This is a genomic window from Cellulomonas edaphi (genome assembly GCF_030362815.1).
Lineage (GTDB): Bacteria > Actinomycetota > Actinomycetes > Actinomycetales > Cellulomonadaceae > Cellulomonas > Cellulomonas edaphi.
Genome location: NZ_JAUCGR010000002.1, coordinates 665,088 through 690,059, shown reverse-complemented (window position 1 = coordinate 690,059; position 24,972 = coordinate 665,088). Strand labels below are relative to the sequence as shown.

The 24,972-nt window shown below is 73.5% G+C and carries 24 protein-coding genes; 17 read left to right on the top strand and 7 right to left on the bottom strand.

Annotated elements, in window-relative coordinates:
* The first annotated feature begins 92 nt into the window (after nucleotides 1-92).
* The 3 genes from QRT05_RS09510 to holA are packed head-to-tail and all read left to right on the top strand — an operon-like array spanning nucleotide 93 to nucleotide 3,702.
* A complete protein-coding gene (locus tag QRT05_RS09510; protein ID WP_289446927.1) occupies nucleotides 93-962 on the top strand; it encodes a ComEA family DNA-binding protein in 870 nt (289 codons plus the stop codon).
* The gene (locus tag QRT05_RS09505; RefSeq protein WP_289446926.1) at nucleotides 959-2,644 is read left to right on the top strand and encodes a ComEC/Rec2 family competence protein; all 1,686 of its coding nucleotides are present in this window, start codon (nucleotides 959-961) and stop codon (nucleotides 2,642-2,644) included. Before QRT05_RS09510 ends, QRT05_RS09505 begins: the two co-directional genes overlap by 4 nt.
* Before the next feature lie 32 nt (nucleotides 2,645-2,676).
* A complete protein-coding gene (gene holA / locus QRT05_RS09500) occupies nucleotides 2,677-3,702 on the top strand; it encodes a DNA polymerase III subunit delta (RefSeq protein ID WP_407650326.1) in 1,026 nt (341 codons plus the stop codon).
* 35 nt (nucleotides 3,703-3,737) lie between these two features.
* On the opposite strand, the gene QRT05_RS09495 is transcribed toward holA, so the two are convergent.
* The 4 genes from QRT05_RS09495 to QRT05_RS09480 form a co-directional block, all read right to left on the bottom strand.
* On the bottom strand, nucleotides 3,738-4,316 hold the full coding sequence (locus QRT05_RS09495) for an EAL domain-containing protein (protein WP_289446925.1): 579 nt from the start codon (nucleotides 4,314-4,316) through the stop codon (nucleotides 3,738-3,740).
* Between the two features lie 75 nt (nucleotides 4,317-4,391).
* On the bottom strand, nucleotides 4,392-5,120 hold the full coding sequence (locus QRT05_RS09490) for an EAL domain-containing protein (RefSeq protein ID WP_289446923.1): 729 nt from the start codon (nucleotides 5,118-5,120) through the stop codon (nucleotides 4,392-4,394).
* Between the two features lie 186 nt (nucleotides 5,121-5,306).
* Nucleotides 5,307-5,567, bottom strand: a complete 261-nt coding sequence (rpsT, locus tag QRT05_RS09485) for a 30S ribosomal protein S20 (RefSeq protein WP_289446921.1) — start codon at nucleotides 5,565-5,567, stop codon at nucleotides 5,307-5,309.
* 143 nt (nucleotides 5,568-5,710) lie between these two features.
* Nucleotides 5,711-6,217: a type II toxin-antitoxin system PemK/MazF family toxin gene (locus tag QRT05_RS09480; RefSeq protein ID WP_289446920.1), complete on the bottom strand. Its 507-nt coding sequence runs from the start codon at nucleotides 6,215-6,217 to the stop codon at nucleotides 5,711-5,713.
* 107 nt (nucleotides 6,218-6,324) lie between these two features.
* Here QRT05_RS09480 and QRT05_RS09475 point away from each other — a divergent pair, with 107 nt between their 5' ends.
* The 3 genes from QRT05_RS09475 to QRT05_RS09465 are packed head-to-tail and all read left to right on the top strand — an operon-like array spanning nucleotide 6,325 to nucleotide 9,678.
* Nucleotides 6,325-7,893 carry a circularly permuted type 2 ATP-grasp protein gene (locus QRT05_RS09475; protein ID WP_289446918.1) on the top strand — a complete coding sequence of 523 codons (1,569 nt, stop codon included), beginning with the start codon at nucleotides 6,325-6,327 and terminating at the stop codon, nucleotides 7,891-7,893.
* Complete coding sequence (locus QRT05_RS09470) at nucleotides 7,893-8,822, top strand: alpha-E domain-containing protein (RefSeq protein WP_289446916.1); 930 nt, start codon at nucleotides 7,893-7,895, stop codon at nucleotides 8,820-8,822. Before QRT05_RS09475 ends, QRT05_RS09470 begins: the two co-directional genes overlap by 1 nt.
* A 16-nt stretch (nucleotides 8,823-8,838) precedes the next feature.
* Complete coding sequence (locus tag QRT05_RS09465; RefSeq protein WP_289446915.1) at nucleotides 8,839-9,678, top strand: transglutaminase family protein; 840 nt, start codon at nucleotides 8,839-8,841, stop codon at nucleotides 9,676-9,678.
* Nucleotides 9,679-9,739: 61 nt separating this feature from the next.
* On the opposite strand, the gene QRT05_RS09460 is transcribed toward QRT05_RS09465, so the two are convergent.
* A complete protein-coding gene (locus tag QRT05_RS09460) occupies nucleotides 9,740-10,444 on the bottom strand; it encodes a maleylpyruvate isomerase family mycothiol-dependent enzyme (protein WP_289446914.1) in 705 nt (234 codons plus the stop codon).
* Between the two features lie 109 nt (nucleotides 10,445-10,553).
* Between QRT05_RS09460 and lepA the strand changes: the two genes are divergently transcribed.
* On the top strand, nucleotides 10,554-12,434 hold the full coding sequence (gene lepA, locus QRT05_RS09455; protein WP_289446913.1) for a translation elongation factor 4: 1,881 nt from the start codon (nucleotides 10,554-10,556) through the stop codon (nucleotides 12,432-12,434).
* Nucleotides 12,431-13,669 carry a radical SAM family heme chaperone HemW gene (hemW, locus tag QRT05_RS09450; protein ID WP_289446912.1) on the top strand — a complete coding sequence of 413 codons (1,239 nt, stop codon included), beginning with the start codon at nucleotides 12,431-12,433 and terminating at the stop codon, nucleotides 13,667-13,669. Before lepA ends, hemW begins: the two co-directional genes overlap by 4 nt.
* A gap of 3 nt (nucleotides 13,670-13,672) precedes the next feature.
* On the opposite strand, the gene QRT05_RS09445 is transcribed toward hemW, so the two are convergent.
* Nucleotides 13,673-14,185: a DUF4870 domain-containing protein gene (locus tag QRT05_RS09445; RefSeq protein WP_289446911.1), complete on the bottom strand. Its 513-nt coding sequence runs from the start codon at nucleotides 14,183-14,185 to the stop codon at nucleotides 13,673-13,675.
* Between the two features lie 231 nt (nucleotides 14,186-14,416).
* On the opposite strand from QRT05_RS09445, the gene QRT05_RS09440 reads away from it, so the two are divergent.
* Nucleotides 14,417-15,571, top strand: coding sequence for a hypothetical protein (locus QRT05_RS09440; protein ID WP_289446910.1), 1,155 nt, complete (start codon nucleotides 14,417-14,419; stop codon nucleotides 15,569-15,571).
* 25 nt (nucleotides 15,572-15,596) lie between these two features.
* Here the strand turns inward: QRT05_RS09440 and QRT05_RS09435 are convergent, their stop codons facing one another.
* A complete protein-coding gene (locus tag QRT05_RS09435; protein WP_289446909.1) occupies nucleotides 15,597-16,457 on the bottom strand; it encodes a DUF3097 domain-containing protein in 861 nt (286 codons plus the stop codon).
* A 133-nt stretch (nucleotides 16,458-16,590) separates the two neighbouring features.
* On the opposite strand from QRT05_RS09435, the gene hrcA reads away from it, so the two are divergent.
* The 8 genes from hrcA (at nucleotide 16,591) to QRT05_RS09395 (ending at nucleotide 24,967) form a co-directional block, all read left to right on the top strand.
* Nucleotides 16,591-17,616, top strand: a complete 1,026-nt coding sequence (gene hrcA / locus QRT05_RS09430) for a heat-inducible transcriptional repressor HrcA (protein ID WP_289446908.1) — start codon at nucleotides 16,591-16,593, stop codon at nucleotides 17,614-17,616.
* A 63-nt stretch (nucleotides 17,617-17,679) separates the two neighbouring features.
* Nucleotides 17,680-18,804: a molecular chaperone DnaJ gene (dnaJ, locus tag QRT05_RS09425; RefSeq protein WP_289446907.1), complete on the top strand. Its 1,125-nt coding sequence runs from the start codon at nucleotides 17,680-17,682 to the stop codon at nucleotides 18,802-18,804.
* Nucleotides 18,801-19,559, top strand: a complete 759-nt coding sequence (locus tag QRT05_RS09420) for a 16S rRNA (uracil(1498)-N(3))-methyltransferase (RefSeq protein ID WP_289446906.1) — start codon at nucleotides 18,801-18,803, stop codon at nucleotides 19,557-19,559. Before dnaJ ends, QRT05_RS09420 begins: the two co-directional genes overlap by 4 nt.
* 105 nt (nucleotides 19,560-19,664) lie before the next feature.
* Nucleotides 19,665-20,663 (top strand): PhoH family protein, encoded by a 999-nt coding sequence (locus QRT05_RS09415; protein WP_289446904.1) that lies wholly within the window; start codon nucleotides 19,665-19,667, stop codon nucleotides 20,661-20,663.
* Between the two features lie 7 nt (nucleotides 20,664-20,670).
* Entirely contained in the window at nucleotides 20,671-21,123 is a 453-nt protein-coding gene (ybeY, locus tag QRT05_RS09410) for an rRNA maturation RNase YbeY (RefSeq protein ID WP_289446903.1), read from the top strand.
* Nucleotides 21,124-21,133: 10 nt separating this feature from the next.
* Entirely contained in the window at nucleotides 21,134-22,456 is a 1,323-nt protein-coding gene (locus QRT05_RS09405; protein ID WP_289446902.1) for a hemolysin family protein, read from the top strand.
* Nucleotides 22,453-23,364 carry a GTPase Era gene (gene era / locus QRT05_RS09400; protein ID WP_289446900.1) on the top strand — a complete coding sequence of 304 codons (912 nt, stop codon included), beginning with the start codon at nucleotides 22,453-22,455 and terminating at the stop codon, nucleotides 23,362-23,364. Before QRT05_RS09405 ends, era begins: the two co-directional genes overlap by 4 nt.
* Before the next feature lies 1 nt (nucleotide 23,365).
* Nucleotides 23,366-24,967 carry an alpha/beta hydrolase family protein gene (locus QRT05_RS09395; RefSeq protein WP_326522642.1) on the top strand — a complete coding sequence of 534 codons (1,602 nt, stop codon included), beginning with the start codon at nucleotides 23,366-23,368 and terminating at the stop codon, nucleotides 24,965-24,967.
* Nucleotides 24,968-24,972 lie beyond the last annotated feature (5 nt).

The following is a 24,972-nucleotide window of genomic DNA, read 5'->3' as shown; positions in this document are numbered from 1 at the left end:
CCGAGGTCGAGCCGGCACCTGGCGACGGCTGGGCGGATGTCGGGCCAGGCGTTCCACCCCGGCATGCCCGACGCGCCGGCGGGGTGGGGCCGGTGCCGCCGGCACCGGCGTGGGTGCCCGCGGTGCCCGGGCCGGAGGGTGCGTGGGGGGAGGACGGAGCCTTCGGACCCGATGCCAGGCCGGTCGCGGCCGAGCCCGCCACGAGCGCCGCCCTGCGCCGGGTCCGTGGCGAGTACGCGGCGCAGCACGGTCATCCGCTGGACCACGCGCCGCCGGCCCGGCACCGCCTCCGCTGGGCCGTGACGGGGCGCGCGGCGGGTGTGGCCGTCCTCGCGCTGGCGATCGTCGGGGGCGCGGTGGCCATCCGCGCGGCCTCGGTGTCTGCCGGGCCGGCGGTCGTGCTGCCGATCCCGTCGCCCGAGGGGACCACCGGGTGCCTGACTCCCTGCAGCCGTCCTCCGACCGCCGCGGCGACCACGCCGGCCGCGTCCGCTGCACCCGCGACGGCGGTGGTGGTCGTCGTGCACGTGGTGGGAGCCGTGCGTCACCACGGCATCGTGCGGCTCCCGACCGGGTCGCGGGTCGGCGATGCCGTCGACGCGGCCGGAGGGGCGACGTCCCGAGCCGATCTCGACGGTCTCAACCTCGCGCGCGTGCTGGTGGACGGCGAGCAGATCGTCGTCCCTCGCGAGGGCCAGGTACCGGTCGCGCCCGCGCCCGCGCCGGGCGCCGGGCCGCCCGCGGACCCCGCATCGCCGTCCTCCGGCGCCGCGCAGCCGGTGGACGTCAACACCGCGGACGCCGCCGCGCTCGACGCGCTGCCCGGTATCGGTCCGGTGCTCGCGCAGCGGATCGTCGACTATCGCGCGGAACACCCGTTCACGTCCGTGGACGAGCTCGAGGACGTGCCGGGCATCGGGCCTGCCGTGCTCGAGCGGCTCCGCGACCTGGTGCGCGTGTGAGCGGCGCCGCTCACCAGGTGCCGGGTCGCGCCGCGCCGGTGTCCGCCGCGACCGTCGAGGCGCGGGCATCGGCCGCGAATGTCGACGCGGCCGACTCGCGCACCGTGATCGACCTGCGCCTCGCGCCCGCGCTGGCGGCGGCGTGGCTGGCGGCACTCCTGGTGGTGCGGCTGCCGGCCGCCGGTGCTGCGGCCGCGGGAGGTGCGGCCCTCGCGGCCGCGTGCGGCGCCGCGGCGGCAGCGGGCGTGCCGCGCCGGCGCCTAGGCGCCGACCCCGTTGCCAGGCGGGGAGCACCGCCCGAACGGCGTGCCGCGCCCCTCCTGCGCAGCGGCGCGTTCGCCCTCGTCGTGGCGGCCCTCGTCCTCGCCGCCGGTGCGGCGCAGCTCGCCTCGCGTGACTCGGGACCGTGGCGCCGACTCGTCGGGGAGCCGGTGACGCTGGTCGGTCGGGTGGCCGGCGATCCCGTCCTGCTGCCGCCGTCGTGGCCGGGCGCGCCGGAGCAGGCCGCCTGGCTGCTCACCGTCCAGGAGGTCGGCACGGCCCACGCACGGCAGCGCGCACGGGCGCCCGTGCGCGTGATCGGACCGGCGGCACGCCTTCCGCCCTTCGACGCGCGGGTCCGCGTCGCGGGCGTGCTGCGCGCCGAGCGCCCGGGTGCTCGGGCCGTCGCGGTGCTGCTGAGTGCGGACGACCCCGTGGTGGTCGGCCGACCGCCGCCGTGGCAACGCGCGGCCCTCGGCGTGCGCGCCTCGGAGCACCGGCTCGCCGCGGCGTCCACCGGCGACGCTCGGGCGCTGCTGCCGGGAGTCACGGTGGGCGACACCACGGCGGTGCCCGACGACCTGCGCGCGGCGATGCGCGCCGCGGGTCTGACGCACCTCACCGCGGTCTCCGGTGCGCACTTCTCCCTGGTCGCGATGCTCGCCGTGACCCTCGCCGGCTGGTTGCGCGTGCCGCGCCGCTGGCGACCGACGCTCGTGGTCGGCGCCATGGTGGGCATGGTGGTGCTCGTGCACCCCTCCGCGAGCGTGGTGCGCGCCGCCGCGATGGGGCTGGTGGGGGTGTGGGGCATGCTGCTGGGCCGGCCGGCCCGCGCCCCCGCCGCCCTGGCCGCGGCGGTGGTGGTGCTGCTCGTCGCGGACCCGTGGCTCGCGGGCGAGGTCGGCTTCGTGCTGTCCGTCGTCGCGACCGGGGCCATCGTGCTGGTGGGTGGCCCGCTGACGGAGCGCTGGGCACCTCGGCTGGGACGCGTCCCGGCCGCTGCCCTCGCCGTGCCCGTGGCGGCCCAGCTGGCGTGCGGACCGGTGATCGCCGCACTGACCCCCTCGTTCAGCACGTACGCCGTCGTGGCCAACGTGGTCGCTGCGCCGGCCGTCGCTCCGGCGACGCTCCTGGGCCTGGCCGCCGGCGTGCTCGAAACCTGGTGGCCCTCGCCCGCGCAGCCGCTCGGCTGGGCGGCGGGCGCCGCGTGCTGGTGGATCGGGAAGGTCGCACGCGTCGCCGCCGGGGCACCGGGCGCGACCGTCGCGTGGTTGCCCGGCGCGACCGGCGTCGTGGTGCTCGGTGTCGCGGGACTCTGCGTGCTCCGCCTGCTCATGCCGCGCGCGGAGCCGCCCCAGACCTCGGCTCCGGTGGAGCCGGCGGGGCGTGACGCCGGGCAAGCAGCGGGAGGTCGGTGGTGAGCAGTGTCGCCGCCGTCTGGCAGGCTGTGCGCGTGCCTCCCGCAACCCGACGCCCGTCCGCCCGTTCGGGCCGCGGCACCGCGACCGAGGGGGTGTCCTGGGAGGAGGCCGCCCTCGCGCCGGTCGTCCTTGTCAAGGGCGCGGAGGGCCTGCTCGCCGATCGGGCGGTCGATCGGCTGGTCGCGCTGGCCAAGGCGGCGGATCCGGACGTCGAGGTCACGCGCTTCGACGCGGACCAGTACACCGCCGGCGCCCTCGGGGTGCTGACGAGTCCCTCGCTGTTCGCCGAGGACAAGGTGGTGGTGGTCGACGGGCTCGAGCGCGGCACCGAGGAGCTGCTCGCCGAGGCGGCGACCTACCTGGCCGCGCCTGCCGCAGGCGTCGTCATGGTGCTGCGCTACGGCTCGGGGCAACGCGGCAAGAAGCTCCTCGACGCGCTCAAGGCGGCAAAGGTGCCCGTGGTCGCGTGCGACCCGATCACCTCGGACGCGGACAAGACCGCCTTCGTCGGCGCGGAGCTGCGTCGTGCGGGCCGGCGCGCCGACGGAGAGGCGGTGCGGGCCCTCGTCGACGCCGTGGGCAGCGACCTGCGGGAGCTCGCCGCGGCGTGCTCACAGCTGGTCGCCGACACCACCGGCCTCATCGGTGCGGACGTGGTCGCGCGCTACTACGGCGGCCGCATCGAGGCCACCGGCTTCCGGGTGGCCGACGCCGCGGTGGCGGGCCAGGCGGGCGAGGCGGTCGCCCTGCTGCGGCACGCGCTGGCCACCGGCGTGGACCCGGTGCCGATGGTGGCCGCGCTCGCCATGAAGCTGCGCACGCTCGCCAAGGTGGGCGCGGTCCGCAGCCGCGGGCAGGGTGCGCTGCGCGATCTCGGGCTCGCGCCCTGGCAGGTCGACAAGGCGACCCGAGAGCTGCGCCGCTGGACCCCGGAAGGACTGGCGACCGCGATCAGCGCGGTGGCTCAGGCGGACGCCGAGGTCAAGGGCGAGAGCCGGGACGCGCGGTTCGCCGTGGAGCGAGCGGTGCTCCGGGTGGCGCAGGCCTGCGGCTCCTGACGCGTGCGGCACTCGCGGCAGGCGTCGCGATGGCGTCAGGGGTGCTTGAGCGTCGCTGCTCCCAACGTGTCGCCCTGGAGCAGGTCGAACCCGAGCTGGAGACATCGGTCGAGCAGCGCGACGTCGCTCACGCGCTCGGCCACCAGGGTCGCGCCGTCGCGCCGGGCCAGGTCCACCAGCGCGGAGCCGCGGCGCACCATCTCCCGGCAGTCCACCTTGACGTAGTCGGCGTACGGCAGCATCGCGACCTGGTTGGCGTCGGCGGCGAAGTCGTCGAGCGCGATCGCGTGGCCCAGCTCGCGCAGCCGGATGAGGCCCTCCATCACCTCCGGATCGGCGGGGACCGTCTCGACGACCTCGAGCACCAGGTTCTCGTGGGGCTCCGGAAGCTGCAGGTCGTCGACCAGGAACGAGCGCGTCACGTTGACGAACGCGCGGCCCTCGCGCAGGTAGGCCGCACCCTCACGCAGCGCGTCGAGGACGGCCGCGGTGGCGAGGTCTTGCGCGTCCACGTGCCAGAGGTCGACGCCCATCGCACGGCCGTCGGGGGCGCGGTAGAGGAGTTCGTGCGCGTAGAGGTCGCCGTCGCGCGTCCAGATGGGCTGTCGCGCCACCCGGGGTGACGGCGACAGTCGTGGTGGCGTGGCGGGGATGCTCACGGGACGACGGATCGCGACGCGGTCTTCGCGTCAGCCCGTCACTGGTCGGGCGCCGGCGCGGTCAAGGATGCCCGCGCGCTCGAGCAGGTTTCCCTGGAACAGGCGGAATCCGAGCTCCTGCGCGTGCTGGTGAAGCTCCGGGGTCTCGACGTACTCGGCCACGAGCGTCGCACCGTAGGAACGGGCGAGGCTGACCACCGGGTGCCCCTCGACGTCGAGGTCGCGGACGTCGATCTTCACGAAGTCGGCGTGCGGCAGCAGCATCCGCTGGTGCACGGTGCTGACGAACGAGGGGACGGCGATGCGGAAGCCCGCGTCGCGCAGCCGTCGCACGCCCGCCACGACGTCACGGTCGACGTCGACCCAGTGCGGGACCTCGATCACGAGCCGGTCCGGCCGAGCGGGGACGGCGCGGCGACCGACCAGGTACGGCCGCGTGCACCGCACGAACAGGAGCCGTCCGTGCGCGACGCTCTCGAGGTCGGCACGTCCGAACGTGGCGTCGAGGACGTGCGCGGTGGCGTGGTCGTGCTGGCTCTCGGACCACGTGGTGGCCGACGCCGTCTGCTCGACGGCGGACCGGTAGGAGAGCTGGTAGGCGACCGGCGAGCCGGTGGGGGAGAAGATCCCCTGGCGGGCGACGAGCACAGGAGCAGCGAGCGACCGCTGCTCCCACTCGCGACGGAGTGCCGCGGGGATCGCGTCCTCGACCGCGGCCGCGAGGCGCGCGTAGCGCTCGTCACCATCGTCCGGCGTCATGGGACCCATGAGACCACATAAGAGGCCCGGACAACCATCAGGACAATCGACCATTTCGGGCGCGCGGCCTCGTGGCGTGGGAGAACGCTCTCTCGACCGGGGAACTTCACCCGCGCCGCCCGGGAACGACGAAGGCGCCACCCCCGAAGGGATGGCGCCTTGCGTGGCTGCCCGAAGGCGGTCGGCTCAGAGAGCGGCGACCGACTTGGCGAGCGCGGACTTCTTGTTGGCGGCCTGGTTGGCGTGGATGACGCCCTTCGAGGCAGCCTTGTCGAGCTTCTTCGACGCGAGGACGAGCGCGGCCTGGGCGCCGTCCTTGTCGCCACCGGCGACGGCCTCACGGACGCGACGGATGTGCGTCTTGAGCTCCGACTTGACGGCCTTGTTGCGCAGGCGCGCCTTCTCGTTGGTGGTGATGCGCTTGATCTGGGACTTGATGTTTGCCACGTGTGGACTCTCTTGTGCGTTCGCCGAAGCGATCTGACAGGTCGTAGAGGGCGCGCTCAGCTCCGGGACTGGGGCGTGGGGACACCCTCGGAGAGGAGCTGGGCGAGTGCCCGCCGACCTGGGCGGACACGCGAGGGTCGATATTACCAGGACCTACGGTGTCCGGAGCTCACCGAGGTGGGGATCACAGCCATCGCCTTCGCCACGCTGTCGAACAGCGGGCGCTCCACACGGCAGCCCTCGCGCCGCACGGCCCGCGGGTCGATGCGCAGCACGCGGTCCAGACGCACCTCCGACGGTCGACGCTTGGCGTCCCACGGTCCCGTCCCGATGTCGAGCCAGTACCGGCCGCGGCGCTGCTCGCGCGCGTGATCGCGCGAGTGGTCCTTGCTCGTGAGCATCAGGGCCAGCAGCGCCGCGCCGTCGCGCCCGACGACGAGCACGGGCCGGTCCTTGCCCTGGGCCGGATCCTCTTCGTACGGCACCCAGGTCCACACGATCTCGCCCGGGTCGGCGAGGCCGTCGGGATGCGGGTCGTACTCGATGCGGACCGTGCCGTGGTAGTCCGCGAGGCCGCGCGGTGCCGGCGGACGCCGGGAGAGCCGCGCGAGCAGTCGGTGCAGGAACCCGCGCGGTCCGGTCGTCGCCACGCAGCGACGGTACCCCGGAGGGCCGCCGACGGCTCCCGCGTGCCGGCACCGCCAGGGCGCGAGCGCTCGACACGTGCCCGCAACACGGCGGGATTAGGGTCCGGTGCATGGCAGACCTGTTCGACGACTATCCGGCCGGGCAGGCATGGGACGAGATGCTCGATCCGCGCACGGGCCCGCGCTCGGCCTACCGCAGGGTGCACGCCGCGCTGGCCGATCTCACCGCCGGTGAGCTGCAGGCTCGCGCGGACACCCTGGCCCGCTCGTACCTGACGCAGGGCGTCACGTTCGACTTCGCGGGCGAGGAGCGCCCGTTCCCGCTCGACGTGGTGCCGCGCGTAATCGGCAGCGACGACTGGGACCGCGTCGCGCCCGGCGTGGCCCAGCGCGTGAAGGCGCTGGAGGCGTTCCTGGCCGACGTCTACGGCCAGCAGCGGGCGGTCGCGGACGGCGTGATCCCGCGGTCGGTGATCGTCTCGTCGACGCACTTCCACCGGGCCGCGCGGGGCATCCAGCCCCCCAACGGCGTGCGCGTGCACGTGTCGGGAATCGACCTGGTGCGCGACTCGCTGGGTGGCTGGCGCGTGCTCGAGGACAACGTGCGCGTGCCGAGCGGCGTCTCCTACGTGCTGTCCAACCGCCGCGCCATGACCCAGACCTTCCCCGAGCTGTTCGCCGCGCTGCGCATCCGGCCCGTCTCGGACTACCCCCGGCGGCTGCTCGCGGCGCTGACCGCCGCCGCCCCGGCCGGGGTGGACGACCCGACGGTCGTGGTGCTGACGCCCGGGGTGTTCAACTCCGCCTACTTCGAGCACTCCCTGCTCGCGCGCACCATGGGCGTGGAGCTCGTCGAAGGCCGCGACCTGTTCTGCGCGGGCGGCCGCGTCTGGATGCGCACCACGCAGGGCCGGCGCCGGGTCGACGTCATCTACCGGCGCGTCGACGACGAGTACCTGGACCCGGTGGCGTTCCGGTCGGACTCGCTCCTGGGCAGCCCCGGCCTGATGACGTGCGCACGCAACGGCTCGGTGACCATCGCCAACGCGGTGGGCAACGGCGTCGCCGACGACAAGCTCGTCTACACCTACGTGCCGGACATGATCCGGTACTACCTCGGCGAGGAGCCGATCCTCGCGAACGTCGACACGTGGCGCCTGGAGGACGAGGGCGCGCTCGAGGAGGTGCTCGACCGGCTCCACGAGCTCGTGGTCAAGCCCGTCGACGGCTCGGGCGGCAAGGGCCTCGTCGTCGGCCCCCGCGCGACGAAGCCGGAGCTGGACGCGCTGCGCCGCAGGCTGCAGGACGACCCGCGCGGCTGGATCGCGCAGCCCGTCATCCAGCTCTCGACCATCCCCACGCTGATCGACGACCGCCTGCGGCCGCGACACACCGACCGGCGGCCGTTCGCCGTCAACGACGGCGACGACGTGTGGGTGCTCCCGGGCGGGTTGACGCGCGTCGCGCTCCCCGAGGGCCAGCTCGTCGTGAACTCCTCCCAGGGTGGTGGCTCCAAGGACACGTGGGTGCTCGGCGGCGACCCCGCGTGGCGCGGAGCAGCGCGCTCGGTGGACCGCCCGCAGTCCGTGCCGGTGGACAGCGCGGTGCCCATCGAGGGCAACCCGAACGACCTGCGCGCCCAGGTCATGCAGCAGCAGCAGCAGCAGAGGGAGGCCTAGTGCTCAGCCGCATCGCCGAGTCCCTGTTCTGGATCGGCCGCTACGTCGAGCGGGCCGACGACACCGCGCGCCTGCTCGACGTGCACGTGCAGATCCTGCTGGAGGACCCGTGGGCGGAGGAGGACCTCGCCTGCCGCTCGCTGCTGTCGGTCATGGACCGAGCCGCGCCGCCCGAGCGGCTCCCCGTGGGCCGCGAGCACGTGCTCGACATGCTCGCGTACGACCGGTTCGCGCCCTCGTCGATCGCGGGCTCGCTCGTCTCCGCCCGCGAGAACGCGCGCCGCGCCCGCGAGATCATCTCGACCGAGCTGTGGGAGTGCCTGAACACGACCTGGAACCAGCTGCCCTCGCACATGCGACCCGCCCGACCGCACGACTACTTCACGTGGGTGCGGGAGCGTGCGGCCATCGTGGCGGGGATCATGGACTCGGCGACGTCGCGCGACGACACCTACTCGTTCATGATGCTCGGCCGCTCGATCGAGCGTGCGGACATGACCGCCCGGCTGCTCGCCACCCGCGCGCTTGCGGGCTCGGCCGGCCCGGGCTGGACCACCCTGCTGCGCTCGTGCGGCGCGCACGAGGCGTTCCTGCGCACGTACCGCGGAACCGCGTCCGACGAGCGGGCCGCCGGGTTCCTGCTGCTCGACCGGCTCTTCCCGCGCTCGATCGTGTTCGCACTGAACCAGGCCGAGGCCTCGCTGGCCGCGCTGGAGCCCGTCGTCGACCGGGCGACCGTCGACGACGCGCGCCGGCACATCGGCCACGTGCGCACCAACCTCGAGTACCGCCCGCTGCGCGAGGTGCTCGACGCGCTGCCCCGGGAGATGGAGAAGGTGCAGCGCGCCTGCTCCGCAGCCTCCGACGCGATCCGCGGCCGGTACTTCCCGTCCGCCGCGGAGACCAACTGGGTCGGCGAGGCACTGTGACCACCGAGGAGACCCGATGAGCCGCCTGCGCGTCACCCACACCTCCACGTTCCGGTACTCGGGCCCGGTGCAGGCCTCCTACAACGAGGCGCGGATGACGCCCCTGTCGGAGGCCGGCCAGACGGTGATCGACTCGCGCCTGACCATCGAGCCGCACACGTGGACGTACGACTACCGCGACTACTGGGGCACGGCGGTCACCGCCTTCGAGGCGCTCGTCCCGCACGAGTCGCTGGTCATCGTGGCCGAGCATCTTGTCGAGGTGGGCGACCGCCCGCCCGTGCGCAACCCCGCCACGTGGGCGATGCTGCGCTCGCCCGACGTCCAGGACAGGCTGGCGGAGTTCCTCTCGGACACCCCGACGACGGCCGCGCCCGACGAGGTCGCCGCGCTGGCCGCCGCCGCCGCCGGAGCGCTCGACCCGGACGCCGCCGCGCTCGCGGTCTGCCTCGCCCTGCGCGACGAGCTGGAGTACATCCCCGGCGTGACGAGCGTGCACACCCCCGCCGCCGAGGCGTGGGCGGCCCGCGCCGGCGTCTGCCAGGACGTGGCCCACCTCGCGGTCGGCGCCCTGCGTTCGCTCGGCATCCCCGCGCGGTACGTCTCCGGCTACCTGCACCCGGTGCGCGGCGACGAGATCGGCGAGACCGTCTCGGGCGAGTCGCATGCCTGGGTCGAGTGGTGGGCGGGGGACTGGGTGCCCTTCGACCCCACCAACCGGATCCCCGCCGGGTCGCACCATGTGGTGCTGGCGCGCGGGCGCTCGTACGACGACGTCGCGCCGTTGCGGGGGATCTACGCGGGGACCGGGACGCAGGAGCTCGCCGTGACGGTGGAGATCACGCGGGAGGGGTGAGCGGGGGCGGGACACGAGTCGGCAAGCCGACGATGGTCCCGCCCCAGGCCGATGCGATCGGTCAGGGCGTGAGCCTTCGGTTCAGCGCGTCGTCGAGCGCTCCGCGGTCGCCGGCAACGTCGAGCACCGGCGCGGAGACCGAGCCTCGGCCCCAGAACAGCAGAGCGAGCACCGACGCTGGTCCGGTGACCTGCGCGGCCGGAACGCCGTCACCGCCGAGCAGCCACCGGCGGTCGGCATCCGTGGCCACCAGCTCGATCGGAGCGGGAAGCGGTTCCATCCGACCCATCCGTTCCTGCCGCGGCTGCATCACGGTGACCACCTCGTCGACCGCATCCGCCCAGACCACGGGCGAGGCGTCGAACGGCAGTCCGCCCGCTGTGCGCAGGTCCCAGAGGTGGATGAGCGTCTCGTGGGTCTGCCGCCGGCGCCAGAACCCCGCCACGCCGGACTCGTCGAGCGTCCAGGCGGGGGCCGCGGGGGAGACGTCGGTCAGGGTCGAGCGCAGTTCGAGAGCGCAGGACGCGTAGAGCGAGGGTAGGTCGAACGGTCCGCGGCCCAGCGGGGTCTCCTGGCGGCGAAGCGCTTGACCCGCGGCCCAGTGGTGGATCCGGGCCAGGTGGACGACGAGGTTGCGCACCCGCCAGCGCCCGCACCACGGGATGGGAGTGGCCGGGTCGACGAGGTCGATGGACGCCAGGAACTGGTACTGGAGGTCGCCCAGCACGAGCAGGTGGTCCAGGGCGTCGGTCGGGGCCGTCGTCATGGGACCATGGTGGTGCCCGCCGCGGGCACCGCACAGGTGCCAGCCGGTCAACATCCGTCGAGCGAGTGCCAACGGCACCCGCCCATCCGAAGCCTGGAGCTGTCGCCGCGTGTCCCCGATCCCCAGCGCCGCCGCATCGTCGCGCATCCAGGTTGCCGCGACCGCGCCCGAGCTGTTGCGCAACTTCTGCATCATCGCGCACATCGACCACGGCAAGTCGACGCTCGCCGACCGCATGCTGCAGAAGACCGGCGTGGTCGACGCGCGGGCGATGCGCGCGCAGTACCTCGACCGGATGGACATCGAGCGCGAGCGCGGCATCACCATCAAGTCGCAGGCCGTGCGCATGCCGTGGGGCGTGGACGACAAGGCGTTCGCGCTCAACATGATCGACACGCCCGGCCACGTCGACTTCACGTACGAGGTCTCGCGCTCGCTCGCGGCGTGCGAGGGCGCCGTGCTGCTGGTCGACGCCGCGCAGGGCATCGAGGCGCAGACGCTCGCCAACCTGTACCTGGCGCTCGAGAACGACCTGACGATCATCCCGGTGCTCAACAAGATCGACCTGCCGGCCGCGCAGCCCGAGAAGTACGCGGAGGAGCTGGCCAAGCTCATCGGCGGCGAGCCCGAGGACTGCCTGCGCGTGTCGGGCAAGACGGGCGTGGGCGTCGAGGAGCTGCTGGACAGGATCGTCGAGCTGGTCCCGCCGCCCACGGGCGACGCCGACGCCCCGGCGCGCGCCATGATCTTCGACTCCGTCTACGACACGTACCGCGGCGTGGTCACCTACGTGCGAGTGGTCGACGGCAACCTCAACCCGCGTGAGCGCATCGCGATGATGTCCACCAAGGCGACGCACGAGCTGCTGGAGATCGGCGTCATCTCGCCCGAGCCGGTGCCGACGAAGGGTCTGGGCGTCGGCGAGGTGGGCTACCTCATCACCGGCGTGAAGGACGTGCGCCAGTCGAAGGTGGGCGACACCGTCACCAACGCGGGCAAGCCGGCCGCCGAGGCCCTGGGCGGGTACTCCGACCCGAAGCCCATGGTGTTCTCGGGCCTGTACCCGATCGACGGCACCGACTACCCGGTGCTGCGCGACGCGCTCGACAAGCTCAAGCTCAACGACGCCGCGCTCAACTACGAGCCCGAGACGTCCGTGGCGCTCGGCTTCGGCTTCCGCGTCGGCTTCCTCGGCCTGCTGCACCTCGAGATCATCCGCGAGCGGCTCGAGCGCGAGTTCGACCTCGACCTCATCTCGACCGCGCCGAACGTCGTCTACGAGGTGACGCTCGAGGACAAGAGCACGGTCACCGTGACCAACCCGAGCGAGTTCCCCAGCGGCAAGATCGGCGAGGTGCACGAGCCGATCGTCAAGGCCACGATCCTGGCGCCGAGCGAGTTCATCGGCGCGATCATGGAGCTCTGCCAGGGCAAGCGCGGCGAGCTGCAGGGCATGGACTACCTGTCGGAGGAGCGCGTCGAGCTGCGTTACGTGCTGCCGATGGCCGAGATCGTGTTCGACTTCTTCGACCAACTCAAGTCCCGCACACGCGGCTACGCCAGCCTCGACTACGAGCCCATCGGCGACCAGGTGGCCGACCTCGTCAAGGTCGACATCCTGCTGCAGGGCGAGACCGTCGACGCCTTCAGCGCCATCGTGCACAAGGACAAGGCGTACGCGTACGGCGTCATGATGACCGGCAAGCTGCGCGAGCTCATCCCGCGCCAGCAGTTCGAGGTGCCCATCCAGGCCGCCATCGGCGCCCGGGTGATCGCCCGCGAGACCATCCGTGCCATCCGCAAGGACGTCCTGGCCAAGTGCTACGGCGGCGACATCACGCGCAAGCGCAAGCTGCTCGAGAAGCAGAAGGAGGGCAAGAAGCGCATGAAGACCATCGGCCGGGTCGACGTGCCGCAGGAGGCCTTCATCGCCGCGCTCTCGTCGGACGCCGGTGGCGGCAAGGACGCCAAGGACGCGAAGAAGAAGTGAGCCCTGCCCTCCCCGACGGGGACGCGGCTCCCGACGACGGCGCGTTGCCGGCCTCCGTCGTCGCGGGCGCCGACGGGCGCGCGTTCGGGGTGTACCTGCACGTGCCGTTCTGCACGGTGCGCTGCGGCTACTGCGACTTCAACACCTACACCGCGAGCGAGCTGGGCGGCGGTGCGAGCCAGGTGTCGTACGCGGACACGGCCCTGCGCGAGATCGCGCTGGGCCGGCGCGTGCTCGCCGACGCGGGCCTGCCGGCGCGGCAGGTCTCGACGGTGTTCGTCGGCGGCGGCACCCCCACCGTGCTCCCTGCGGGGGACCTGGTGCGGATGCTCGACGGGGTCCGCGACGCGTGGGGTCTCGACGACGACGCGGAGGTCACCACCGAGGCGAACCCCGACTCGGTGACGCCCGAGTCACTCGCCGCGCTCGCGGCCGGCGGGTTCACGCGGGTCTCGTTCGGCATGCAGTCCGCCGTGCCGCACGTGCTCGCCACGCTCGAGCGCACCCACGACCCGCGCCGGATCCCCGACGTCGTGCGCTGGGCGCGCGACGCGGGCCTCGCCGTCTCGCTCGACCTCATCTACGGCACGCCGGGGGAGTCGGTCGACGACTGGCGCGCCTCGCTCGACGCGGCTCTCGCCACGGGCGTGGACCACGTCTCCGCGTACGCGCTCGTCGTCGAGCAGGGCACCAAGATGGCGGTGCAGGTGCGTCGCGGCGAGCTCGAGCTGCCCGACGGCGACGACCAGGCCGCCAAGTACGAGCTGGCCGACGAGCTGCTGACCGCGGCGGGCCTGGGCTGGTACGAGGTGTCCAACTGGTCGCGCACGCCGCAGACGGCGTGCCGGCACAACCTCGCGTACTGGCGCGGCGACGACTGGTGGGGGATCGGGCCCGGCGCCCACTCGCACGTGGGCGGCGTGCGCTGGTGGAACGTCAAGCACCCCCGGGCCTACGCCGGGCGGCTCGAGTCGGGGCTCAGTCCGGCTGCCGGCCGCGAGACGATCGACGCCGAGGCCGCGACCCTCGAGCGGCTCATGCTGCACGTGCGGCTCGCCGAGGGCATGCCGCTCGACGAGGTGCCTACGGCGTCGCGCGCGTCCGTCGCCGGGCTCGTCGCGGACGGGCTTGTGGACGGACGCGCGCTGCTGACCGAGCGTCGCGTGCTCCTCACGCGGCGCGGGCGCCTGCTCGCCGACCTCGTCGTGCGGACGCTGGCCGGCTTCGACGACTGACTGCTACTTCACGAACCGGATCGAGACCGGGTAGCGGTACCACTCGTACCGGCTGCACGCGACGGCCGCCAGGATGGCGAACACCAGCGAGGCGATCCCGACGGCGATCAGGACGAGGATGCCGACGACGACGATGAGCAGGATCGCGCCAACGATCGCGCCGATCAGGAGCGTGAGCTGGAAGTTGAGCGACTCCTTGGCCTGGTCCTCCAGGTAGGGGCCGCGGCCGCGGAACACGAGCCAGATGACCAGCGGCGCCAGGAAGCCGACCCCGATGAGCGGGAGCAGGTGCGCGACGATGGCCCAGGTGCGCTCGTCGTCGGGGCGCAGCGGCTGCCCGACGGGCGCGCCCCAGGCTGGCTGCTGGGCACCGGGCTGACCGGCGTAGGGCTGCTGGTGCGGCTGACCCGGGTAGGGCTGCTGCACGTACGGCTGCTGCGGGGTGGCGGGCTGAGCCGGCTGGCCGTGCTCCTCGGGCTTGCGCAGGAAGTCGGGGTCCGGGTCGGGGGTGGTCATCTCTGTTTCCTGACGTCGTTCACGGCTGGGGTCGCCGTCGAGCCTAGTGGTTTCGGCGTGCCGCGACAGGCGGTCGGCGCCGTCGGGCTTCCGCGCTCAGCCTTCCGTCCGCCCAGGTCAGGGAAGCGCTCGGCATCCGGATGCACAGGTGGCGATCCTTGACACCCGCCTGTCCGGTTCGGTTCGGTGGGCGCGAGGGCGACCACCGCCCTGACTCGGGAGGAAGCTGACATGAGCGAGACCCCTGGCGGGAAGCCGCCCCAGGACGACGAGCCCGGCCAGGACGCGCCGGTCCCGACGACGCCTCCCGCGCCCGAGCCGCCGTCGGCTCCTGAGCCCGCCCCCGCGCCGGAGCCCGCGCCCGCGCCGGAGCCGGGCCCCGAAGCGCCCACCGCGCCCGAGGCGCCTGCTGCGCCCGAGCCGCCCGTCGCCCCGACGCCGGCACCTCCCACGCCGCCGGTCGCGCCGCCTCCGCCGTCCGCCTACGGCGCCCCGGCCTACGGCGCGCCCGCCTACGGCGCGCCGCCCGAGCCGGTCCCGGGCTACCAGGCACCGCCGCCCGGCCCGTCGGCCGGCGGCTACCCGCCCCCGCCGCCTGGCGGCTACCCGCCGCCCCCTGGCGGCTACCCGCCCCCGCCCGCCGGCTACCCGCAGGGCGGCTACCCCGCGGCCCCCTACGGCGCAGCGGGCGGCCCGAGCACCGTGAGCGTGGCCGACGCGTTCACCTACGGCTGGAACAAGTTCACGCAGAACGTGGGGCCGATCCTGCTCGCGGTGCTCGCGTACGTCGCGGTCTACGCGGTGCTCGCCGCGATCTTCTACGCGATCCTCATCGCGAGCTCGTCGTCGGGCGACCTGCAGATCAACGAGGACGGCACCATCACGCGGGACACCGGCTTCCTGGCCGGCGGGTTCTTCGCCTCGCTGCTGTTCGTCGCGATCATGGTGCTCGTCGGCGTGCTGGTGCAGGCGGGGGTGATCCGCGCGGCGCTGCACGTCACCTACGGCAGGCCGCTCGAGTTCAAGACGTTCTTCACGTTCGACGACCTCGGGCGCGTGATCGGCGCGTCGCTGCTCATCGGCCTGCTCACGGCCATCGGCTTCCTGCTCTGCTTCGTGCCCGGCATCGTCTTCGCGTTCTTCGCGCAGTTCGCGCTGTTCTTCGTGATCGACAAGAAGCAGGGCGCGGTCGACGCCATCAAGTCCAGCTTCGCCCTGGTCAACAAGAACCTCGGCACGGTGATCCTGCTGTTCCTCGCCGTGTACGTCGCCGAGCTCGTGGGGTCGCTGCTGTGCGGCGTGGGCGTGCTGGTGGCGCTGCCGGTCGCGCTCATCGCCACGGCGTGCGTCTACCGCCGCCTGCTCGGTGAGCAGGTGGCCGCCTGACGCCGCCCGTCGCGGGTCGAGGAGCTCAGGGGGCCGTCACGAAGTCGATGAGCTCCTCGACCCGGCCGAGCAGCGTGGGCTCGAGGTCCGCGTAGCTGCGCACCGAGCGCAGGATGCGCTGCCAGGCCCGCGCGACGTCGGCCTGCTCGTCGGCCGGCCAGCCCAGCTCGCGCAGGATTCCGTGCTTCCACTCCGTGCCGCGCTCGATCGTCGGCCACGCCCGCAGCCCGATGCGCTTGGGCCGGACCGCCTGCCAGACGTCGACGTAGGGGTGGCCCAGCACCAGCACGGAGCCCGCGGGTGCGGAGCGCGTGGCCTCGGCGGCGATCCGGCTCTCCTTGGACCCGGGCACGAGGTGGTCGACGAGCACGCCGACGCGGCGACCGGGTCCGGGGCCGAAGTCACGCAGCGCGTCGGTGAGGTTGTCCACGCCGTCGAGCAGCTCGACGACCACGCCCTCCAGGCGCAGGTCATCGCCCCAGACCTTCTCCACCAGCTCCGCGTCGTGCTTGCCCTCGACCCAGATGCGGCTCGCGCGGGCGACCCGGGCGCGCGCGTCGTGCACCGCGACCGACCCCGACGCCGTGCGCGTGGGGGCGGCGGGCGCGGTCCGACGGACCGGGGCGGTGAGCAGCACGGGCTCCCCGTCGACCCAGAATCCCGGGCCCAGGGGGAAGGTTCGGGTGCGACCGGCGCGGTCCTCGAGCACCACCACGTGCTGCCCGCCCGACTTCTCGACGCGCATCACGGCGCCCACCCATCCGGTGGTGACCTCCTCGACCACGAGCCCGTGCTCGGCCGCCTGCGGGCGCGAGGTTCGCGGTGCTCGGTGGTGGGTGGTGGGCGTTCCCCCCAGGACGTCGGAGCCGTAGCGGTCGTGGTTCACGCCGGTCACCCTAAGACGTGAGGTGGTGCACGGCTCCGCGTATCGGGCGGCGTGGCGGCGTACGCTTGGCACTCACACAATGTGAGTGCTACCCGGCGACCGGGCGGCCCGTGGACGACGAAGGAGGTGCACCGTGAGCGACGACCGTCGACTGGACGTGCTGCGCGCCATCGTCGAGGACTACGTGGCCACGCGCGAGCCGGTGGGTTCGCGGGCGCTGGTCGAGAGGCACGTGCTCGGCGTCTCGCCGGCCACGATCCGCAACGACATGGCGGCGCTCGAGGAGGCTGGCTACATCGCGCAGCCGCACACGTCGGCCGGCCGGGTGCCGACCGACAAGGGCTATCGCGTCTTCGTCGACCGCCTCACCACGGTCAAGCCGCTGTCGGCGGCCGAGCGACGCGCCATCGGTTCCTTCCTCGAGGACGCGGTGGACCTCGACGACGTCGTCGACCGCTCCGTGCGCCTCATCGCGCAGCTCACGCAGCAGGTCGCCGTCGTCCAGTACCCGTCGTTGCGGCGCTCGGCACTGCGCCACGTCGAGCTCGTGCCCGTCGGGCAGCGTCACCTGCTCGTCGTGCTCATCACGGACACCGGCCGCGTCGAGCAGCGCACGCTCGAGACGGACGCCGAGATCGACGAGGTCGTCATCGCGCGCCTGCGTGTGCAGCTCAACGTGTCCGTCGCGGGCCGTCGGCCGTCCGAGCTCCCCGCAGCGCTCACGGGGCTCGCCGCGGCCTTCGAGCCGGCGCACGCCTCGCTGGTCGCGTCCGTGGTCTCGGTGATCGAGGAGACGCTCGCGCAGGAGAGCGAGGAGCGCGTGGTCCTGGCGGGCACGGCCAACCTGGCGCGCAGCGGAGGCAGCGACTTCGGGCACACGCTGGGCCCGGTGCTCGAGGCGCTCGAGGAGCAGGTGGTGCTCATGCGCCTGCTGTCCGAGATGGCCGAGGACGAGGCGACGGTCTCCGTCCGGATCGGGCGCGAGACCCAGCACGCCGGCCTCCTCGAGACGAGCTTCGTCACCACGGGGTACGGCGACGAGCACGGCGCCGTGGCCCGCGTCGGCTCCATCGGCCCCACGCGGATGGACTACCCCGGGACCATGGCGGCCGTGCGCGCCGTGGCCCGCTACCTGACTCGCATCCTGGCCGGGTCGTGAGCGCGGCTCCTGCCGTCCGCGACCTCGATTGACCCTGACGATCGGAAGAGAGCACACCTCCCTGTGACCGACTACTACGAGATCCTCGGCGTGCCGCGCGACGCGAGCCCGGAGCAGATCAAGAAGGCGTACCGGAAGCTGGCCCGCGAGCACCACCCCGACGTGGCGGGCGAGGACGCGGGAGCCGAAGAGCGGTTCAAGGACGTGTCGCGCGCCTACGACGTGCTCGGCAACCCGGACAAGCGCCGGACGTACGACATGGGCGGCGACCCGGCGTCGCCCGGCGGCGGTGCCGGTGGCGGTTTCGGGTTCCAGGACATCTTCGAGACGTTCTTCGGTGCCGCCGGGGCGCAGACCCAGCGCGGCCCGATCCCGCGCGCGCGGCGGGGCCAGGACGCGCTCGTCCGCCTTGACCTCGACCTGGCCGACGTGACGTTCGGCGTGCACCGCGACGTCCCTGTCGACACGGCCGTGGTCTGCCCGACCTGCTCGGGCACGTGCTGCCGCCCCGGCACCTCCCCGCGCACGTGCGACGTGTGCGGCGGCCGCGGCACCGTCCAGCGGGTGGCGCGATCCTTCCTCGGCCAGGTGATGACCACGCAGCCCTGCGCGGCCTGCCACGGGTTCGGCACCGTCATCCCCGAGCCGTGCACCGAGTGCTCCGGCGAGGGTCGCGTGCGCTCGCGCCGCACGCTGTCGGTCGACGTCCCCGCCGGCGTCGACACGGGCACGCGCATCAAGCTCACCGGCCAGGGCGAGGTCGGCCCCGCCGGCGGCCCTGCGGGCGACGTCTACCTCGAGGTGCGCGAGCGCAAGCACGACACGTTCGTGCGTCGCGGCGACGACCTGCACGCGACCATCGAGGTGCCCATGACGGCCGCCGCGCTGGGCACGGTCCTGACGCTCGACACCCTGGACGGCGAGCAGGAGGTGGACCTGCGCCCCGGCACCCAGCCGGCGCAGGTGGTCACGCTCAAGGGCCTCGGGGTCGGCCACCTGCACGTCGGCGGTCGCGGCGACCTCCACGTGCACGTCGAGGTGACGGTTCCCACGTCGCTCGACGACGAGCAGGCCGAGCTGCTGCGCCGCCTGGCTTCGCTGCGCGGCGAGGAGCGTCCCGACGCCCGGCTGGCCACCAGCCACTCGGGCGTGTTCGGCAAGCTGCGCGACAAGCTCGCCGGGCGTTGAGCGCTCCCGTCTTCCTCGGCGACGAGGCACGCGTCCGAGGCGCCGCAGTCGGCGAGACGCTGCTGCTCGACGGCACGGAGGGCCGGCACGCGGGCGTCGTGCAGCGCCGGGCCGCGGGTGAGCGCATCGACGTGGTGGACGGGCTCGGCGTGCGGCTCGTCGGGCGGATCTCGTCCGTGGTGAGCGACGGGGTGCTGGTCGAGGTGCTCGAACGGGTGGACGAGCCCGCGCCCGAGCTCGCGCTCGTGCTGGTGCAGGCGCTCGCCAAGGGCGACCGCGACGAGCAGGCGATCGAGGCGGCGACCGAGGTGGGCGCGGACGGCGTCGTGCCGTGGCAGGCGGACCGCTCGATCGTGGTGTGGCGCGGCGAGCGTGCCGCGAAGAGTCGCGCGCGCTGGCTGGGCACGGTGCGGACGGCGGCCAAGCAGTCGCGCCGGGCGCGCGTGCCCGACGTCGGCCAGCCCGTGGACAGCAAGGCGCTCGCGGTGCGCATCGAGGCCGCCGTGGCTGCCGGCGGCGGCGCCCTGGTGCTGCACGAGGAGGCGTCGGTCCCGATCGCCGACGTGCCGCTGCCGGCTCGCGGCGAGCTCCTCGTCGTCGTCGGGCCCGAGGGCGGCATCGGTGAGGACGAGCTGCGGCGGCTGACCGACGCGGGCGCCCGTGCCGTGCGGCTGGGCCCGCACGTGCTGCGGACCTCGACCGCGGGGCCCGTGGCCCTCGCGCTGCTCGCGCAGCGCACGGGACGCTGGGCGTGAGGTCAGGGGCGGCGTGGTGTCGGGGACGCTCGGTAGACTCGCTGGTACGCACGTGTCCGACGCATGAACCGACGATCTAGGAGCGCAGCGGCGTCCGCCGACCTCATGGCTGAGTCCACCCCCGCCCCCCGCACCGTCGGCGCGCCCGCCCGCGTCGAGCACCGCATCTCCGTCCCCGCCGACGTCTCGATGGTCGAGCTCCTCGGCCTGCGCGACGAGGTGCTGCGCTCGATCGAGGAGGGCTTCACCGGCGTCGACATCCACGTGCGCGGCAACGAGGTCAAGCTCGCGGGCCCGGTGGGGGACGTCGCTCTGGTCGCGCGGCTGGTCGACGAGCTCGTCGAGATGGCGGGCGCGGGCACGCCGCTCACACCCGACGTCGTGCGGCGGACCGTCGCGATGCTCACCGCAGGGGCGCACGCGAAGCCCGCCGACATCCTCACGTTCAACATCCTGTCCAGCCGCGGCCGCACCATCCGTCCCAAGACGTCGGGGCAGAAGGACTACGTCGACGCGATCGACCGGCACACGGTCACGTTCGGCATCGGGCCCGCCGGCACCGGCAAGACGTACCTGGCCATGGCCAAGGCGGTCCAGGCGCTGCAGGAGCGGCGGGTGCACCGCATCGTCCTCACGCGTCCCGCCGTCGAGGCGGGGGAGCGGCTCGGGTTCCTGCCCGGCTCGCTCTCAGACAAGATCGACCCGTACCTGCGCCCGCTGTACGACGCGCTGCACGACATGGTGGACCCCGAGACGATCCCGCGGCTCATGGAGGCCGGGACCATCGAGGTGGCGCCGCTGGCCTACATGCGCGGGCGCACGCTCAACGACTCGTTCATCATCCTGGACGAGGCGCAGAACACCACGGTCGAGCAGATGAAGATGTTCCTCACGCGGCTCGGCTTCGGGTCCACCGTCGTCGTGACTGGCGACGTGACCCAGGTGGATCTGCCCTCCGGGCAGCCGTCCGGCCTGCGCGTGGTGCAGCAGATCCTCGAGGGGATCCCCGACGTGGCGTTCTGCCGGCTGGAGTCCTCGGACGTCGTCCGGCACCGGCTCGTGAGCGAGATCATCGACGCGTACGCGCGCTGGGACAGGAGCTGAGGACTCGATGAGCATCGAGGTCAACAACGAGTCGGGCTATGCGGTCGACGAGGCCGAGTTCGCCGCCCTGGCGCGCTACGTGCTCGACGAGATGCACCTGCACCCGCAGACCGACCTGTCGATCATGCTGGTGGGCACGGACGTGATGACCGACCTGCACGTCAAGTGGATGGACGAGCCCGGGCCCACCGACGTGCTGTCGTTCCCCATGGACGAGCTGCGCCCCGGCCGCGACGGCGACACCACGCCCGCCGGGCTGCTGGGCGACGTGGTGCTGTGCCCCGAGGTCGCCGCGCAGCAGGCCGTCACGGCCGGGCACTCCACGGTCGAGGAGCTGCTGCTGCTCACCACGCACGGGATCCTGCACCTGCTCGGTTACGACCACGCCGAGCCGGAGGAGGAGAAGGAGATGTTCGCGCTGCAGCGAAGGCTGCTCCTCACCTTCCTCGCGGGCCGGTGACGCGCGCCGCATGACCGACGTCCCGGTCGCCCTGCTCGTCGTCGTCTCGCTCGCGGGGATACTGGCGGCCGCGGCCCTCTCGGCCGGCGAGGTCGCCGTCATGCGCGTCTCACGCGCCGCGGTGACCGAGCTCATCAGCGAGCGGCACCCGTCCTCGGACCGCGTGCGCCGGTTGGTGGAGCACCCCGCACGCGTCGCGTCCGCGGCCGCGTTCGTGCGGCTGCTGGCCGAGATGGTGGCCACGGTCGGGATCACGCTGGTCGTGTCCGCGGGCTCGCTGCCGTGGTGGGCGGTCGGGCTCGTCGCCGTGGCCGTGTGCGCCCTGGTGGCCTTCCTGCTCGTCCGCGTGAGCCCGCGCACCATCGGCCGACGGCACCCGCTCGCGACGCTCACCCTGCTGTCGGGGCCGCTGCTCGCGGTCACGGCGGTGGCCGGCGGGCTCGCCGGCAGCACGCCCAGCGCGCGCGGAGCGGTCGACGACGAGGAGGACCAGCTGCGCGACATGGTGCAGCGCGTGAGCGAGTCCGAGGCCATCGAGGACGACGAGCGCGAGATGTTCCGCTCGGTGCTCGGCCTGGGCGACACGCTGACGCGCGAGGTGATGGTGCCGCGCACCGACATGGTCACGGCTCACGCCGACAGTCCCGTGCACAAGGCGCTCACGCTGCTGCTGCGCTCCGGTTTCTCGCGCGTGCCCGTCACGGGCGACGACGTCGACGACATGCGCGGCGTGCTCTACCTCAAGGACATCGTCCGGCGCGTGCCGTTCGCACCCGGCCAGCGCGACGAGTCGGACGACGTGCTCGACGCCCCGGTGTCCTCGCTCGTGCGCCCCGCCATCTTCGTGCCCGAGTCGAAGCCGGTCGACGACCTGCTGCGCGAGCTGCAGGCCGGCGCCTCGCACATCGCCCTGGTGGTCGACGAGTACGGCGGCATCGCGGGCCTGGTGACCATCGAGGACGCCCTCGAGGAGATCGTCGGCGAGCTCACCGACGAGCACGACCAGAGCGCGCTCGCCGTCGAGGAGGTCGCCGAGGGGGTCTACCGCGTGCCGGCTCGGATGGGCCACGACGAGCTGGGCGAGCTGTTCGGTCTCGAGGTCGACGACGAGGACGTGGACAGCGCCGGCGGTCTGCTGGCCAAGGCACTGGGTAAGGTTCCTCTGCCCGGGTCGGCGGGCGACATCCACGGGTTGCACCTGGTCGCGGAACGCGTCGAGGGGCGCCGCCGCCGGCTCGCCACCGTCCTGGTCAGCGAGATCGAGCGGCGCGAGTCGGACGACGACGCGGGCGAGGACGCGCACGACCCACAGAACCACGGAGCCACGCCATGACCTTCCGCTCGGGATTCGCCTGCTTCGTCGGCAGGCCCAACGCGGGCAAGTCGACGCTGACCAACGCGCTCGTCGGCCAGAAGGTCGCGATCACCTCCGACCGGCCGCAGACCACGCGGCACACCATCCGCGGCATCCTGCACCGCGAGGACGCGCAGCTGGTGATCGTGGACACCCCCGGGCTGCACCGCCCCCGCACGCTGCTGGGCGAGCGCCTCAACGCGCTCGTCAAGGACACGCTCACGGAGGTCGACGTCATCGGCTTCTGCCTGCCGGCGGACCAGAAGGTGGGCCCGGGGGACCGGTTCATCGCGGAGCAGCTCGAGCAGCTGGCCCGTGACGGCCGCGGCACGCCGGTGGTCGCCGTGGTGACCAAGGCCGACCTGGTGCCCAAGGGCCGGCTCGCGGAGCACCTGCTGGCCGTCTCCCGGCTCGGCGAGTGGGCCGACATCGTCCCCGTGTCCGCCGTCGGCGGGTACCAGGTGGACACGCTGGCCGACGTGCTGGTCGGGCATCTCCCCGAGGGGCCCGCGCTGTATGCGGACGGCGAGCTGACGGACGAGCCCGAGATCGTCATGGTGGCGGAGCTGGTGCGGGAGGCCGCCCTCGAGGGCGTGCACGACGAGCTGCCGCACTCGCTCGCGGTGGTGGTCGACGAGATCGTGCCGCGCGAGCGCACGGGCGACGGTCCGCCCCTGCTCGACGTGCGCGTGAACCTGTTCGTCGAGCGCGACAGCCAGAAGGCGATCATCATCGGCAAGGGCGGCGCGCGGCTGCGCGACGTCGGCAGCCAGGCGCGGCGGGGGATCGAGGCGCTGCTGGGCGCCCGGGTGTACCTGGACCTGCACGTCAAGGTGGCCAAGGACTGGCAGCGCGACCCCAAGCAGCTCGGCCGGCTCGGGTTCTGACGTGCTGCAGCAGGACCGGGAGGACGTGGCTCACGACGCACCGCCGGGTGGCGGCCGGCGCGTGCGCGGCTTCGTCGAGCGACGGCTCACGGGTCCGTACCGGCTCGTCGCCAGCACCGCGCTCGGCGTGATCGTGCTGGCCATCCTGGGTGCCGTCATGGGCCCGCAGTGGGACCCCGTGCCGTTGGCCGACCCCATCCTCGCGGAATCCCCGTCGACGGCGATCGGTGGTGCGCCCACGCTCGGCTCCTACCCGGTGCGCATCGAGCGGGTCACCGTCCAGCTGGACGGCACCACCGTGGGCGCGAAGATCCGAATCCCGGTGGGCGCGCCCGAGCCCATGCCCGGGGTCGTGTTCGTGCACGGCGCGGGCACCGGCTCGTCGGAGACCGCCTTCAGCGAGCAGACGGCGGCGATGGCGGCGGCCGGCATCGTCACCATGGTCCCGGACAAGCGGCTCGACACGTACTCCGCGAGGCACCGCGACTACGTCGCCATGGCCGCGGACTACGAGCGGTCGGTCGCGCTCCTGCGGGTGCACGAGGGCGTCGACCCCGCCCGCGTTGGCGTGTACGGCGAGAGCGAGGGTGCGTGGATCGCCCCCGTCATGGCGGCGTCCGACCCGCGGCTCGCGTTCGTCGTCCTGGCGTCGGCGCCCGTGGTGCCGCCGCGCGAGCAGGCCGCGTTCGCGGCCGACAACTACCTGCGCAACACCAACGTGCCGCACGGCGTCTTCCGTGCCATCCCGCGGGCCGTGGGCATGGCGCTGCCCGGCGGCGGCTTCGAGTACGCCGACTTCGACGTCACGCCCTTCCAGCGCAAGATGACCCAGCCCGTCCTCATGGTCTACGGCACCGGCGACTCGTCCATGCCGATCGTGCAGGGTGCCGAGCAGGTGCTCCGCGACACGGCCATCGCGGGCAACGGGGACGTCACCGTGCGCTACTACGCCGGCGCGAACCACGGCTTGAAGATCGACGGGGTCATGGCTGCGAGCTTCCTCACCGACCTCAGCGGGTGGGTGCTGGGCCTGCCGGCGACCGCCGCCGCGCCGCCGCGCATCGCCGGGGACCAGCCCACGCAGGAGTTCGTCGCCGCGCCAGTGCCCGAGCCGAGCTGGCTGCGCGACGGCGACGTGGTGATCGCCACGGTGCTCGTCGGCGCGGGGCTCATCGTCCTGCCGCTGGTGCTGGTGCCGGGCGCGCGTGCGGTCGAGGTGGTCCGACGACGCCGGGGCCGGGCGACGGCCGTGGTGCACCGCTTCCCGCGCGGGATCCCGCTGCGGATGGTCGTGTGCGCGCTCGGGGCCGTGCTCACCGTGGCCGGGCTGGTCTGGTACCTGGTCGCGATCGCGAAGCTGGCGCTGGACTACGAGCAGAACGACGTCGTGGTCAAGGGCGGCTGGGTGGGAGTCCGTCTGCTCGGCATCGCCGCGGTCGCGGCGCTGGTGGTCCTCCTCCAGCGGGAGCGGGAGGCGCTCGCACTCGTCGGCAGGCAGGCCGAGGGGGTGCTCCGGGCGATCTCGTTCTGGGCCGTCGTGGTCGGCTGCTCGGTGGTGCTGGTCGTCCTGGCGTACTGGGGCGTGTTCCAGCTCGGCATCTGAGCGAC

Coding starts and splice junctions, on each gene's coding strand:
- QRT05_RS09405 (WP_289446902.1), top strand. CDS start 21,134: ATGACCGACGTCCCGGTCGCCCTGCTCGTCGTCGTCTCGCTCGCGGGG.
- QRT05_RS09415 (WP_289446904.1), top strand. CDS start 19,665: ATGGCTGAGTCCACCCCCGCCCCCCGCACCGTCGGCGCGCCCGCCCGC.
- QRT05_RS09460 (WP_289446914.1), bottom strand. CDS start 10,444: ATGACGACGGCCCCGACCGACGCCCTGGACCACCTGCTCGTGCTGGGC.
- QRT05_RS09465 (WP_289446915.1), top strand. CDS start 8,839: ATGAGCCGCCTGCGCGTCACCCACACCTCCACGTTCCGGTACTCGGGC.
- QRT05_RS09490 (WP_289446923.1), bottom strand. CDS start 5,120: ATGACGCCGGACGATGGTGACGAGCGCTACGCGCGCCTCGCGGCCGCG.
- ybeY (WP_289446903.1), top strand. CDS start 20,671: ATGAGCATCGAGGTCAACAACGAGTCGGGCTATGCGGTCGACGAGGCC.
- QRT05_RS09445 (WP_289446911.1), bottom strand. CDS start 14,185: ATGACCACCCCCGACCCGGACCCCGACTTCCTGCGCAAGCCCGAGGAG.
- QRT05_RS09475 (WP_289446918.1), top strand. CDS start 6,325: ATGGCAGACCTGTTCGACGACTATCCGGCCGGGCAGGCATGGGACGAG.
- era (WP_289446900.1), top strand. CDS start 22,453: ATGACCTTCCGCTCGGGATTCGCCTGCTTCGTCGGCAGGCCCAACGCG.
- QRT05_RS09440 (WP_289446910.1), top strand. CDS start 14,417: ATGAGCGAGACCCCTGGCGGGAAGCCGCCCCAGGACGACGAGCCCGGC.